This is a genomic window from Chitinophaga sp. RCC_12, from assembly GCF_041360695.1.
Lineage (GTDB): Bacteria > Bacteroidota > Bacteroidia > Chitinophagales > Chitinophagaceae > Chitinophaga.
In genome coordinates this window covers 1-13,735 of record NZ_JBFUPS010000009.1, presented here as the reverse complement: position 1 = coordinate 13,735, position 13,735 = coordinate 1, and the positions used below count along the sequence as shown (strand labels likewise).

The following is a 13,735-nucleotide window of genomic DNA, read 5'->3' as shown; positions in this document are numbered from 1 at the left end:
GCGTTGGTGGGTATGGGTATCATCATATGGATATTATTGATTAAAGTCTTCATTGGATACATCATCATTCTTAATTCCACGCTTATTCTTCCTGATCGTTTCTCTGAGTTTTCCGAAATTATAATTTAAGTTAAAACTAATTGCTCTGAAATACAACCGTCTGGTAATATTTTGTTCAAAATCATTTCCAAAAGTGCTTCTGATATCGTTCCGGAATTTACCAAAAGGGTTGATGAGCGCGGCTGACAGGGACAGTTTATCATTCAGCAGGGATTTTGTTAAGCCAAATGAAGATGTAACAACGGAATTAGAAGTCCCCTGAAAGGTTACTTTCGGACTGATCACATTTACATTACTGCTTACGCGCCATCCCTTATCAAACTTATACCCTGCTGACCCGGCAATAGTATACATGAAACCCTGATTATCAATATTGGCTCCTTTGGAAACACTTTTTGTCCATATATAAACGAAATTATTATTCAGGGTTAAGCTCAATCGCTTCGTTGCAGGATAGCTGATATTCAGGCTTCCGCTTAATCCCTTGCCGCTGCCGGCGTTTTCAAATCTTGTCCGCACTACATTTGTTTCCGGAATAAAAAATGATACCGGTATCGCCAGTTTATTAAAATAGGCATAGTCCACACCTGTTACAATGACCACTTTACCGGAATAAGTGTATCCCAGCTGAACGCCGTTGAGCAACGCCGGGCTGAGCTCCGGATTACCGGTATGTTCCACATTAGGATTAGAACGGTCTATAAAAGGATTGAGCTGGTTCACACCCGGGCGCTTTATCCGCTGCCTGAATCCCAGCGTCATCATACTTTTCCTACTTAACTTCTTGCCAATGGAAATTGCAGGCATCACATTAAAGTAATTCTGCTTAACATTTGAGGCATTGGAAATAAAGTCTGCATCAATAGTAGTTTGTTCAATCCGCACACCTCCTTTAAATGACCAGCCATTAATTCCATACTCATATGTGTTGTAAGCGGCCAGTATATTCTGCCGGTTGCGGAGTACGTTTCCGAGGCTGGTATCCTGGTTAAAATCACCTGTTAAATGGTCAAATATACTTGTTTGAAAATCCCCCTCGTTCTTTCTGAAAATAGCTTTCACTCCTGACTCGACAGCCACTTTACCTATAGTGAACACGTAATCCACCTGCACTGTTTGCTCTGCGGCGCTTTGCCTGTTCGATTGTTTATAATCTGATAACGGGTAGTTAATGGTATCTAATACTGATACATCTGTCTGCTGCCTCGAGTCATATGTAAAATAACGATAAGAGAATGTCAGCAGGTCTTTTTTATTCCTTTTGAATCCAAGCTGATAATTCAGGGAAATATCTTTTCCACTACCATGTGTTTCTCCCTCCCCGGCTATATCGTACCCTTGCAGATAGCCATCACTTGCCGTCAGCACGGATTGTTGCTTATTATTATCCTTATCCTTGTTGCCATTGATATTCAGCTGCACCGATACCAGGTTAAGACTGTCCGCTTCATAACTGAATTCCGCACCAATATAACCATTGCTGCTATTGGATTTCTGTGTTCCGTTCTGAAGCAGATGGTCTTTTTTGGCGCCGGTCGCCGATCTGTCTATCGTAGTTTCCGTTTCCGGGGAATTATAAATACTGGCGGCGCCGGAAGCTGATATGCCCCATTTTCCACTTTTCAGGGAAAGGGAGCCGCCCATTCCGGGGCCACCCACCGGGGTACGCCCGTTGAGGTTGATGGTGCCTTTGTATCCATCCGCCGGTCGTTTGTTGGTAATGATATTAATGATTCCTGCAAAGCCTTCACCGTCATATTTTGAGGAAGGCGTTGTAATCACTTCAATCCTTTGAATAGTCGAGGCTGGCATGGATCGCAGAATGGCTTTCGGATTTCTTTCTGCCATACTGGAAGGTTTACCGTTGATCAGTATTTTGTACCCTGCGTCTCCATTCAGCAAGATATTATCATCGGCATCCAGCGAAATATGCGGTACTTTCCGCATCATCTCCAGCACATTACTACCCTTACTGTCCGGATCGGCCTGCAAGTCATAAGAAATGCCGTCAATTTGCTGGGTAATGATGGGTTTCTCCCCGGTCACCTTTACTTCTTTCAGGGTACTTGATGCTCTTACAATACTTATTTTGCCGAGTCCGGCATGTCCGTTTGCCGCAGCCAGGTTTACCTGGAGCGTTTGCTTACGGAAACCCATAGCCATTACCGTTAATGAATAACTGAGCGGTTTCAAATCAGAAAATATAAAAGAACCGTCTTCCTTCGTCACGGCAGCCTTAATAATACCGGTATCATTTTTTAATCCGATGGTGATATAAGCAAGAGGTGATCCTGTAGCAGAATCAACCACAACACCAGTAATTGTTGAATCATTCAGGGGAGCCTGACCAAATACGGGTAACACAAACAAGCAACACACAGTAAAGAACAAACAGGTTTTCCGGGTTAATTTATTCATTGCCTTGGGTTTAAAACTGATGATGAACAAATTACCTGTCCTTTTGTACGATGAAATAATAAAGCCCAAAACCCAATGCAATGAAAATAGCCTCGATACCATATGGCACCGGGGATTCGGCATCAGCAAAAGAAAGGAACCCGATCACCACCAGGCCCAGCCCTCCAAAAAAGAGTACCAGCGCCCATTTAAGTGCCTCACGGCGGGAAGCAGACAGCTGCCCGAGAAGCTCTGCTGCGGCAGCATCTGTTATACCTGAATCTATAATATGTTTTTTCAACTTATAGTTGAAATAAGCTACTATCACCACCGCAATTGTTATGAAAAGCGCTACCGGTAAAAGGAATACCAAAGTTTTAGGATGCATGTCAGTTCGTTTATAAAATGATCTTTCCCCAGTAGACACCCATAAAACCTAAAAAGTTGCAGCGTTCACAAATTTCTTTTTTGTGGTTAAAAGTACAGGGGAATGCTCCTGTCAGATTTCCTGTTTACCGGCTCCTGTAAACGGGTTTTCAGCCAATGCCTCCCTGATAAGAGCCCGGGCAAAAGATGCCGTGGAATCGACTATAATCATCTCATCTATCGTGCTTTCTGTAAATACCAGGGACAAATCCGTGCAACCAAGGATAATGGCATCCACCTGTTGCTGTTTGAAATAACTGAGTGCCTGCCCGCTCCATTGCTTTACCTGGTGTGTTATATTACCAGGACAAGCTTTGATACCATCGCGGGGATCATAAATCATTCTATGGATAATATCATTCTGAAAGCGGGCATCCGGTATCACCACTTCAAACCCCATTGTTTCCAGGACGGTTTTATAAATACCGGATCTGTAAGTACCATTGGTGGTCATGAGCCCGATACGCCGCACGCCCAGCAGGTTATCCTTAATATGCCGGCAGGTTTCAAAAGGCATATTAAGCAAAGCAATACGACTGTCGGGGTGTTGTATCCTGCCGGCAATAACATCAAATATGGCGGGCGAATACACTGTATTGCAAGCCAGGCCCACCACCTCCGCGCCGGCAGCCTCCAGTTTCCGGATCATCTTAACAATACTGTACGCAGGGTTTACTGAGATATATCCGTCCAGGTATTGGGTCCTGTCGCCGATAGCATCGGGAAATGACATCAATATAACCGGCAAATGTTCCTGGTCAAGCGTTGCGGGTGTCATCAGCAGAATGCTCTTAAAAAGGGCAAGCCCTGCCTCAGGCCCCATTCCGCCTACTATACCAATTACCTTGTTTCGTCCGGGCTTCATATCTGTTGCAATAAATATTATAAATGTAATTTCCCCATCAGTTCGGCAGCCGGCGCTTCCTGCCGGAAACCGGCACTGCTGATACTTACCTGCCTGATCAGGGCTTCCTTTACTTCTTCCACTTCAATTAGCTTCATACAATCATTACCCAGCGGGCATGACCGGCCCCACAAATAATGAAAGCAGGGAGAACAAGCCACGCCTTTATAAATATTAATATTGTTTTCATGTCCCCAGTGCTGGGGACTGGTATCTCCAAACAATACCACACCTGGCAGGTTGAAAGCATTGGTTGCATGCGCAAAGCTTGATTCCACCCCTACAAATGAAGTGGCATATTTAAGCTGGCAAAGTGTTTCGCGAAGCGATAATTTACTCCTCCAGTCAATGGCTCCTTCCACGGTTGGTTCATTTGGCATCCCAATCTGGATAAACGTCAGCTCCGGTAACTCTTTTACAAGGCGGTTCCATTTTTTAATATCCCATAAATGATTGACGGAGCATTTGGAATAGGTATGAATAAAAACAACGTTTTTAAAATGCCTGATCCGCTCCCGGGCCTGTTGTTCCTCCGCTGCTGTGAAAAACAGCTGTATCTTACGATCCCCACTCAGCTTCACATCGAAAACATCAGCCGCTACTTCTTTATAATTCTTTTCGTATATCCATGTAGCCGGAACATGGTTCAGATACATGTGATAATACTTTCTGTCTTTGATCCACTTTTTCCTTTTAAAAAGATATACAAACAAGTGACGGGGATGCCTCCACATGGATGTAACATGCAATTCCCTCAATGAATCAATATGAGGATTGTTCAGTAACACCTGCTTATGTCCCGGATGAAAGTGCTGATAGTACACAATGATCCTTGAGTGGGGATTTTCCTCTTTGAGGGCTTTCAAAGCAGGGGTACAGAGCATCAGATCACCGATACCACCCCAGGTAACTACAATAATTTCTTCACGCATTTAAAATCCAGTTCAATTGTTCTAAAGCTGCTGTACATACCTTTTTATTCTGGTCCAGTACCCTTGACCGGAACTGGCATCTGTCGAGAAACGGCCGGGAGAGTTCCTTCTCTATCTCGTGGTTAATGAGCGCCAAACGGGTTTTCACTTCATCAGCCCGCGCCGTGATTTCTTCATACGTCCTGGTCTTCATAGAAAATAAAATTGCCGGTGTATTAATCATTTGAAGCGGCTCCGCTGCTGCTGCCGGAATAAACGGCCTGCTTCCGAAGCTCCTTCTCACATTTTCTCAAATTAAAATCCAATGTAAATTCTTCTGAATGGAGGGCTTTTGCTCTGAGAAAATCCTGGTAGGCCGCGTTAAAATCTTTCTGTTTCATATCCAGTGTGCCCAGCAGGTAGAAAGCCCTGGATGCATCCGGGTACAGGATGGTATTTTCCGTTAGTAATTTCCGGGCTATAGCAGTATCTATTCCTATAAAAATATGTCCAAGCTCATTCAACGTATTAACACCCAGCTTTTGTTCGCTCTTCAATCTTCCTGCATCAGCTATCATTGCATCTCCTCCTGCCTGCCTGTACTTTTTCAGCAATGTAATGGCATTACTGGGATACTGCTCATAGTATTGTTTGGCAAACTCCGATTTGATATCCAGCCGGACAGACATATCCACGAGTCGCTGCGAAATAAGCTTACCCCGGTCAGAGTTGGTCATAAATATTATTCCCCGTTTATGAACAACAGAATAGAAAACCTGGCATTTATAACCAGGATTGCTACCTCCGTGTGCGATGATGGTATCTTTTGGCGTATAAATAACTTCATACCCTCCTCCGAAGTAGTGGTTGGGAGGAAAATAATCATCCAGGCTGGTCGTTTTGTGCAGGATATCGTTTATGCGATCCCGTGATAAATATTTACCATTGAACATGCCTATCAGCAAATGGGCGTAGTCCAGGGCAGTAGTGTTAACGCCCCCGGCCGGAAAAACCGACTTATTTTTCCATTTGGGAATTTTTCTCTCCAGCACATCATGTCCATTTGAATAATTACCCGGAACACTATCTTTAAAACTGGTAAAGGTCCTTTCCAGCTCCAACCGGGATAAAACCATCCTTTTTTCAATATCCTGGTAAGGCTCTTTGAGTATGGTTTCAATTACCCGGGCGAGGTAATGAAACCCTTCCCCGGAGTAAATAAATTTCTCACCCGGGTTGGAAACAATATCGAGGGTATCGGGGTTAAAATCGGATTTCCAGTTCTCAATGCCGGAGCAATGACCCAGGATCATCCGGGGAGTTATCAGGCGATACCGCGCATCATGTTTAAGCCGCTCGTACTCCAGGTACTGGTACATCGGCTTATCCAGGTCAAGCTTATGCTGATCCACCAACTGGTATACCATGAACAACATGAAATTTTTCGACAGTGAACAGGCCTCAAAAAGAGTTTCATCATCTACAGTTTCCGGCTGCCCCGACTGCTTGTAACCATAGGTATGGTAAAAAGCAACCTTATTATTCTCTATAACGGCCAGGGATACACCAGGAATCCCCACCTCTTCCATCATGTGGCTTACTTCAGCATTAAATGCATTGATATTTACCTTTCTGCCATCGGTTTTAAAGTATTTCGGTGATTGACCCAGGCTAAACTGAAAACAAGCGGTGAGCAATAACATTGATACCACCGTTGCATTCAAAACCTTCCGGGCATATGCCGCTGAAAAATCAAATATTCTCATAAAAAAATAATAAGATGAATGATTACCTGGGGCCGTTTAGAATTTCTCTATTTTCATCGTGAGAGATGTAAAGGAACGTTCGTCATTATAAATTTCCAGCTTGCCATGTTCCATTTTCAGGATCTTATCCGCCACATCGAAATAATGGTCATCATGAGTAATGGCTATAACGATCTTTCCCGCTTCCCTCATTTGTGGCAGTAGTGTTCTGTAGAAAAAATTACGGTATGCAGGGTCCTGATCCGCTGCCCACTCATCAAAGAGGTAGATGGGGGCATCTTCCAGGTAGCATTGCAACAGCGCCAATCGCTTTCGCTGCCCGCCAGACAGGTTAATAGTGGTGTATTTGTTATCCAGGATACCGACGATATTTTCGAGGTTCAGCACACGAAGATATTTTTCAATCTCATTTTTCTTACTGACAGTGTCAATATTGTACAGTTTTCCAAAGATGTACAACGGGGAAAATACTGCAGAATAGTATTCGCTCAGGTCGCAGCTTTTAAGCTCTTTTTCATTAATAGTGATCGTTCCTTCAGAGGGCTCATATAAACCCGTGAGCAGTTTAGCCAATGTGGATTTACCACTGCCGTTTCCCCCAATGATAAAGAGTATTTCCCCGCTCTTCACTTCAAGATCAATGGCTCCTACCTGGAAACCCTCCTGGCTGTTATAGGCAAACTTCAAACCCTGTGCCTTTATGCTCATCACTTCGGGCTCCAAAGGAGGACAAAGTTCATGTAAGTCGAGATTGGACGGTATTTCGGACAAAAATTGCTGGATCCTGTTCCAGGCAATCCTCAACTGTAATATAGAAGGTGCTGCAGTCAGTAACCTGTTTACCGGTCCGATAAGATATAAAAGTACGATCACAAAATTCATGATGGTACCTGACTTAGTATCTGTAAACAAACGTGGGATAATAAATGCCACCGTACCCAGCAAAAGTATCAGCATGGACTCTCCCAGCAAAGAGGCATAGAGGAAACGCATGGCTGCGAATGATATTTTCTGGCGATAGCTATCCGCTGCATCTGTAATGTCCTTATAGTACTCCAGCTTCTTTTTCCGTTGCAGGGAGATCTCTTTAAACCCGTCGATCATGCCATTGGTCAGTCGCATAAAAATATTCCTGGTATCACGGGCTTCTTCATAATATTTATTGGTGCTTTTGCTGACAAAATAATAGAGCGTCGCCAACGCAATAATGAGTATCAATGTCATGAGCGTTGCCCAGAAAACCATGGTAGCCAGGTACAGGAAGGCGACCACAGCAGTGAATACACTGGTCACCAGCGTAATGGCCATATTGGAAGAATTGCCGATGGTGTCCACATCATCATTTACAGAGGTGTATACCCTTCCCCTGTCCATGTTTTCAAATTTCTGGTAAGAGGTAGAAAATATTTTCTCAAAGACTTTAATCCGCAGTTCAAATCCGATACCCTTGGAGAGCTCAATTAAACTGGATTGCACAAACTTCCTCCCGAACATATGCACAGCAACAGTTAACAGGAAATAAAACACCAGGTACTGTAATTCTACCTTACTGTTAATGGCAGATACAATCAAAAGTATCAATACCATGTTAGACATTCCGGACACGATGCTTACCAGCAATATTTTGGGAATCACCCGTTTGTACTTGTTCTGTTGCGGAAACAGCAATGTGATAAAGTATGCCAGGTAGGTTGTCACCAGCGATAATAACGCAAGACCTACCATTGCCACAAAACTAACCGGGCTCCAGACAATAACGGGCTGCCAGCTCATCCCTAACAGGGCGTGCGGTAACATATAAAATCCATATAAAAATGGCAATGCCAGCACAATTGAAAGTCCTATCCGTCCCACAGTGTTGATGTTCCCTCCCTCCAGGCGCCTTGTGCCGGTGAATATCTGATATATCACCATTCCCGTGAAGCCCAGCAACACCAGCAGGTAGATACACAGTGCCGCACATACAATGCTATAAGCTTTATCATTACCATCTGCAACCGTAAATTCCCTGTCTCTTATTTCTTTTGACACCAGGTCCAGCAGTGAGGCGCCAATAATACGCGTAGCGCCACTGTTTGAATTGGCCATCACTACTACACCGGTTCTTTCCCCAGGATCAAATGCAGCGTAAGAAGTATAGTTAGGGTTCAGTCCCCCGTGATAAACAGCCCCATCCCCCATCAATGAAACCTGCCAGCCCATTCCATAGGAAGACATATCATGTATGGGCACAGTCACGTCCCCCTCATGTGTTTTTGCTATCAGCGGATAAAGATTTGAAGGTTGCAGCCCCATTTGCAGCTTCAGCCATTTCGCCATATCCCGTATATCGGATATGATGTATCCCGCCGCATTATTTCCCCTGTACACAGGTGCATCATATCTCCGGGGTTTAAAGAAGCCAATCTTATAACCGGCAGACATGAAGGTGCTGTCTTTCGGCGCACCAATAGTAGTTTGGGTAAGACCGAGGGAATCCAATACATTTTTCTGCAGATAGTCCTCAAAGGAACCTCCGCTGCGCAGCGCAATAATGTAAGCCAGTATATCATAGTTCACCGTGGCGTACTCGAAGTACAGACCCGGCTTATTCGCCAGTTTGACGCCGGAAAGATTCCGTATGGTCCTTTCCAGGGCGTTGCTGCTGTCACTTTCCGGAATAAGTGAAATTGTTTTCCAGGGTAATCCACTCGTATGATGCAATAAATGCCTGATTTTTATTTGCGCCGGCCTCCCGTTGTAACTCACATTAAACCAGGGCAGGTAGTCCCTGACATTAGCATCCAGGTCGAGCAATCCGGACCGTTGCAGCTTAAGTGCAGCCAATGCAGTGAAAGCCTTGCTGCATGAACCTATCTGGAATAATGTGGCGGGGGTGACCGGTGTTTTTTTATCCAAATCAGCAAACCCGTAGTTCCTGAAAACGGTTGTATTCCCCGAGATAATAGCAACACTGAGTCCAGGAATGCTGCCGTCTTTCATCAGCTTACTCACAATGGAGTCTACCGCATGTAATGGAATAGTGTCAGCCACGGGGCCGGCAAAACAAAGGTGGCCGGAGTATACCAGTAAAAAAACAAAAACCGGTATAGGTTTTAAGGCTGTCACGATAAAAGATGCGATGAATTTGCTCATTCTGCTACTTTGTGCGGTGAGGTTTGGCTAACTTTTTCGGCAATCTGTTTCAGGGTACAGTTAAAATATATACTGAAAGGGAGATCCACATTAAATTGTTTCTTCATTCTTTCGTTATTGGTCACCAGTAACAACGAGTGTCCGCCCAAACCAAAAAATGTATCATTTAGTGTCACCTGTTCCAGTCCCATCAATTCCTTCCATATCAGTGCAATCTGTTTTTCCACAGCTGTTTGTGGCTGAGCGGCTTCGTCTATCACAATGGCCGATCTTTCCAGCAATGCAGGAATGGCATCCCGGTCCACTGTTCCTGCCGCTGTCAATGGCAGGTGTCCAAATTTTATGACGTCGGTAGGCATCAGATGCCTGGGTAGCTGACTTCTCAAATACTTTTTAATCTTTCCAACAGTGGCCGACTTATCAGGCAGTTCCACCAATGCCAGCAGCCGCTTGCCAGGTTGCTGATTCCCGGGAATAATGACTACAGTATTGGTTACCTCTCCATGCCGCATGATCACAGCTTCAATTTCTGATAAGTCTGCCCGGTGCCCGCTCAGCATCAGCGGCCCGGCTTCCCTTGCTGAAAATTCAATTCCTTTCTCCGCTAAGTATCTTGCCTGCCAGGGAGTTTTGATTACACTAACTTCCAGTTCCGGAAGTGGAAAATATAGCTGGTGGCACAGTTCTTCTTCCGTCAGATAATCACTGGCCAGGCCGGTACCACCTATACACAAACTGCCATATAAACCATCTGCCTGTAATTTGTTGTTCCTGTCAACGGTGTATAAAACAGCTCCCGGTAAAGCCTGGTATAGTATCCTGGTATTTGTGGCGCCAGGTGCAGGAAGCGTACGTCCACAGGCAAAAATTGCATACTCCGGTACGCCAAACATGTCTTCCAGCAGGATGCCCGTATTCAGCTGGCTGAATTTGCGGACAGGATCTGCCCACGCGCCCATACCGGTGAGAAAGATATGCTGAAGGGATTTAATTTTCTCCCGTCCCCGGCGTGTTAGCACGTCAGTAAACACATTGAATACCGGCGCTTCAAAATGTATGTGTGTGATGCCATAAACCTCTATCCAGCTGATGATCTTATCTATTTCGCTTTCGTTTTCCGGAGGAAGAATGGACAAGCATCCTCCTGATAAACACCAATTGAATATCTCCTGCAGGGAAGATTGCAGACTGGTATTCGTTCTTAATAAGTAGCCGCCCGTTTCCTGTACAGGGTATGTGTCCTGCATTCCTGCCAGGGCGCTGAAGAGTGCCTGGTGACTGAACATGAATCCGACAGGATTTGATAAAGACTCCAGGCTATACATGACGTATGCCAGATCATCGGCGGTTACACCGGAAGCCGGTGGAAGTTCCCTGCATTCCAATATGGAGTTCCACTCCTGCTGTATGTTAAGAACCTTTACATTTATAGCTGAAACATCGAAGGTGGTATTCCCCGTTATTAAAACCCCAATCCCCGCCTTGCTGATAAGCGTACCGGAAATACCGGGAGGATAAGCGGGATCCAATGGAACAAAGGCTGCACCGGTTTTGAGAATGCCTAATATAGTGGGAACCAGGTATTCATCCCGCTCCATCATTACACCAACCAGCATCGATTTCCCGACACCTGTATTTTCTTTAAGGTGATATGCGATCTGACTGGAGATGCGGTCTACATCCGCATAACTCCAGGAAACATCCTTGTATCTTATAGCGGTTTTTTCCTGGAAACGGCTAACGGATTTTTCGAACCGGGAGAGAATCGTTTCTGTTGGCACACTATTCCCATTTCCGGGGAAACGACCCAACAGGGCTTTCCGTTCGTCTTCGCTGACTACATCAATATCGGCAATTTTAATGTCAGGATCTGCTACCACCGCTGCTACTATTTTTCTGAAGTAAGCGGCAAATTTCAAGATAGTTTCCGGTTTGAACAGGCTATCCTGGTAACCAATAGCCAGTCTTATTTCCCCATTATTTTCAAACGCAGTTAAAGACATATCAAATTCAGCTACAAGATGGCTGGCTTTGTAGGAGGATATTTTTAAATCAGGAATGACAAACCTGGTTTCTTCAAAATTCTGAAATACGAACATGACATCATACAATGCGCTGTGCGCTCTTGCCCGCCTGATCTTTAATCTGTCCAATAACCGGTGATATTCATAGGATTGATTCTCCAGGAAAGCGAATGTCCTTTCCTTCACCTCATTCATGAACTGCCGGAAGCTTAGTTGTTCTGCCGGAAAATTTCTAAAGGGCAATATTTTAACAAACATGCCCAACATGTGCTGCAGATCACTATGATCCCTTCCCGATGCGGGGATACCGATCATGATATCTTCCTGGTTAGTAATTTTTTCAAGCAAAATATTATAAACGGAAAGCAGTACAATGAACAAAGTAGCGCCTTCTTTATCGGCAATTGCCTTGAGATGACCGGTATGTTCCTCTTCAATTCTGAAGTTGACGTTTCCTGCATGATTGTTCTTTTGTTCCGGCCGTTCAAAGTCAACCGGCAAATCTAATTGCGGCATGTCCCTGGAAAGCTCCTGGTACCAGAAATCATTCTGCTTGTCCATTTCGGCCCTTCTCTCCTCTGTATCCAGCCATTCTACATAATCCTTATACTGTAGGGTTAACGGCGCGAGTATGCCATTATTAAACAATGTCTTGAATTCCCTGATAAATATTCCCCAGGACGTACCATCCATTACCAGGTGATGGGTATCCACTACCAGTACATGCTTTTCCGGTTGCACTTCAATTAATGCTACTCTTAACAACGGTGCGCGGGAAAGGTCGAAACGTGCGATGACCTGCTGCACCAGCTGTTTAACATCTTCCTCTGCTGCCACATAATGTGTTAGGGTAAGCGCGGCACTATCTGCAATCTGCTGCACCACCTCTTCCCCTATCACCTGGAAAGAAGTACGGAATGCCTCATGCCGGGCTACCAGTTGCTCCATTACCTGTTTCAACTTGTCTTTATCCAGGTTTCCTTCCATCACCACTACCCTGGGCATGTTGTAAGCGAGGGTCTGTTTGTCGTATTCTGAGAAATAGTATATCGCTTTTTGTGCCGGTGAGAGGCTATAATAAGGCTTAGGGGTTGCTTTGGGCACACGGGACACCTGCATTGCCCCCACCTGCCGGATATACTCCGCCAGGCTGGCAATCACGCGTCTTTCAAAAATTTCTTTGAGTGGCACCTCTGTTCCCAGCTCGCTCAATATTTTGTTCACCAGTACAGTTGCCCTCAGCGAATGTCCTCCCAGGTCGAAGAAGCTGGAATTTACGCTGATGGCATCTTTATCCAGCTTCAATATATCAGCCCATATTTCCACCAGTTTCGTTTCTACTATTCCGGATGGTGGTATATACTCATCCGTAGCGGATACATGAGGCTCCGGAAGCGCTGCCCTGTCCAGTTTTCCGTTTGAGGTTAGCGGGAAGTGATCCAGGTAGATAAAATAAGAAGGGACCATGTAGTCCGGTATTTTCCCTAACAGGTAAGTACGCAGCTCTGACACCCTGATCTCCTGATCAGCAGTATAATAGGCCACCAGGTATTTGTCGTCTTCTTTTTCACGGGCTTCCACCACCACTTCACCAATACGGCTGTTACCTGATAAGGCATGCGCTATTTCCCCCAGCTCTATACGAAAACCCCGTAACTGTACCTGGTGGTCTTTCCTGCCAAGGTATTCAATTTCACCTCCGGGCAGCAAACGCCCAAGATCGCCGGTGCGGTAAAGCCGGCCTCCCATTTTATACGGATCCTGTACAAATTTTGCAGATGTTAAGACTTCGTTGCCCAGGTAACCCCTGGAAACACCAGATCCCCCTACGTATAATTCACCGGTGATACCAGCCGGAACCAGCCGCTGATGCTCATCCAGCAGGTAAACTGATAAAGTAGGGATAGGTTTGCCAATGTTGCTGATATTACTACCGATCTCTTTTTCTGTGATCTCTTTGTAGGTAACATGCACCGTCGTTTCCGTAATCCCGTACATATTAATCAGCTTAACAGCAGGATACAGCTCCCGCCATGAATGCAATTTCCCAGGGCTCAGTGCTTCTCCCCCGAAAATAACATAGCGTAAAGACAGACCCGTTACAGTCAATTG

Annotated in this window: 8 protein-coding genes; all 8 read right to left on the bottom strand. The window is 45.1% G+C overall.

Features of this window, described 5'->3' with window-relative positions:
• Window positions 1-33: 33 nt before the first annotated feature.
• Complete coding sequence (locus AB6805_RS23480; protein WP_370911891.1) at window positions 34-2,478, bottom strand: outer membrane beta-barrel protein; 2,445 nt, start codon at window positions 2,476-2,478, stop codon at window positions 34-36.
• A gap of 31 nt (window positions 2,479-2,509) precedes the next feature.
• Window positions 2,510-2,845 carry a DUF6249 domain-containing protein gene (locus AB6805_RS23475; protein WP_370911890.1) on the bottom strand — a complete coding sequence of 112 codons (336 nt, stop codon included), beginning with the start codon at window positions 2,843-2,845 and terminating at the stop codon, window positions 2,510-2,512.
• Window positions 2,846-2,956: 111 nt separating this feature from the next.
• A complete protein-coding gene (locus tag AB6805_RS23470; protein ID WP_370911889.1) occupies window positions 2,957-3,748 on the bottom strand; it encodes an aspartate/glutamate racemase family protein in 792 nt (263 codons plus the stop codon).
• Window positions 3,749-3,765: 17 nt separating this feature from the next.
• Window positions 3,766-4,719: a glycosyltransferase family 9 protein gene (locus AB6805_RS23465; RefSeq protein ID WP_370911888.1), complete on the bottom strand. Its 954-nt coding sequence runs from the start codon at window positions 4,717-4,719 to the stop codon at window positions 3,766-3,768.
• Window positions 4,712-4,912, bottom strand: coding sequence for a hypothetical protein (locus AB6805_RS23460; RefSeq protein ID WP_370911887.1), 201 nt, complete (start codon window positions 4,910-4,912; stop codon window positions 4,712-4,714). The genes AB6805_RS23465 and AB6805_RS23460 overlap by 8 nt, the downstream gene beginning before the upstream one ends.
• Before the next feature lie 22 nt (window positions 4,913-4,934).
• Window positions 4,935-6,464, bottom strand: a complete 1,530-nt coding sequence (locus tag AB6805_RS23455) for a serine hydrolase (protein ID WP_370911886.1) — start codon at window positions 6,462-6,464, stop codon at window positions 4,935-4,937.
• Between the two features lie 36 nt (window positions 6,465-6,500).
• Window positions 6,501-9,599: a cyclic peptide export ABC transporter gene (locus AB6805_RS23450; protein WP_370911885.1), complete on the bottom strand. Its 3,099-nt coding sequence runs from the start codon at window positions 9,597-9,599 to the stop codon at window positions 6,501-6,503.
• Window positions 9,596-13,732, bottom strand: coding sequence for a condensation domain-containing protein (locus AB6805_RS23445; protein ID WP_370912161.1), 4,137 nt, complete (start codon window positions 13,730-13,732; stop codon window positions 9,596-9,598). The genes AB6805_RS23450 and AB6805_RS23445 overlap by 4 nt, the downstream gene beginning before the upstream one ends.
• Window positions 13,733-13,735 lie beyond the last annotated feature (3 nt).